The organism is Flavisolibacter nicotianae (assembly GCF_003628535.1).
Taxonomy (GTDB): Bacteria; Bacteroidota; Bacteroidia; order Chitinophagales; family Chitinophagaceae; genus Flavisolibacter; species Flavisolibacter nicotianae.
Genome location: NZ_RBCI01000055.1, coordinates 1 through 1,198, shown reverse-complemented (window position 1 = coordinate 1,198; position 1,198 = coordinate 1). Strand labels below are relative to the sequence as shown.

Genomic DNA, 1,198 nt, shown 5'->3' with positions numbered 1-1,198 from the left:
TGTAGTCCTCAATATTTGATCTGACAGTACGGGGGTTTGTTTATAGTAATTCTAGGGAAACGGATTTGTTGGTCTGTTCTAAAGGTACATTCAATTGTTTTTGCAGGGCCAGTTCTTTGCTGTCGATAAATGTTTGCATGGGGGTTTTACCGTAACAGTATCTCCCTGAGTGCGGCCGCTCCTGATTATAATAGAGCAGCCACTGATCAAGATCGGTTTGCAGATCTTCCAGCGTTTCGTACAATTTTTTTCTGAAGGCGACGGCATAAAATTCTTCCTGCATGGTACGATGCAGCCGTTCGCAGATGCCATTACTCTGGGGATGCCTCACCTGGGTTTTAGAGTGTTCAATCCCTTCAATGTCCAAATAAAGTTCGTACTCATGGTGCTCCCGCTTTCCTTTGTACTCAGTACCACGATCGGTTAATATCCGCAGTAGCGGAACTTCTTGTTCTTCAAAGAAAGGCAGCACTTTGTCATTGAGAAGATCGGCAGAGGTAAGAGCATTTTTGCGGTCATAGACCTTGGCAAAGGCTACCCTGGTGTACGTATCAATAAAGGTTTGCTGGTAAATGCGTCCCACCCCTTTGATCGAGCCCACATAGTAGGTGTCCTGTGCGCCCAGATAACCTGGATGTTCGGTTTCAATCTCTCCCAGGGCTTCGCGTTTCTCCTGCTTGCGTTCCAAAGCCATCAACTGGGCTTCGGTAAGTATGATGCCATCCTGCGCCACACGGGCTTCCAGGGCCTTTAGTCGTTTTTCAAAGACTTCCAGATCGTGACGCATCCAAACACTCCGTACGCCGCCAGCCGAGATAAACAGGCCCTTTTTTCTGAGTTCGTTACAAACCCTTTGCTGACCAAAAGCTGGATACTCGAAGGCAATCTTTACGACGGCTTCTTCTACTTCGGGATCAACGCGATTCTTGAATATGGGCTTGCTGCGGGAGATCTCCTGAAGTGCGGATTCTCCGCCTGTGTCGTACAATTGTTTGATGCGGTAAAAGCTGTCGCGGGAGTAGCCAAACAGTTTGCAGGCCTGGGAAACATTACCCAGCTTTTCTGCCAACTTCAACAGCCCAATCTTCGTTTTGATTAACTTAGATTCAGTGTTCATATCTGACAGTTTTGGGGTTAACAATCAAGTGTCGTTACTTAAAGTTAATCCCGACTGTCAGATTAAATATTAACTTCTACA

At 46.5% G+C, this 1,198-nt stretch carries 1 protein-coding gene; it reads right to left on the bottom strand.

Annotated features, from left to right (window positions below; translation table 11 throughout):
* Positions 1-40: 40 nt before the first annotated feature.
* The gene (locus D6024_RS26370) at positions 41-1,117 is read right to left on the bottom strand and encodes an IS481 family transposase (RefSeq protein ID WP_121357810.1); all 1,077 of its coding nucleotides are present in this window, start codon (positions 1,115-1,117) and stop codon (positions 41-43) included.
* Positions 1,118-1,198: the final 81 nt, after the last annotated feature.

What these genes read in the sequence shown, in the direction of transcription:
- D6024_RS26370 (WP_121357810.1), bottom strand. Translation starts at nt 1,117, where the DNA reads ATGAACACTGAATCTAAGTTAATCAAAACGAAGATTGGGCTGTTGAAG.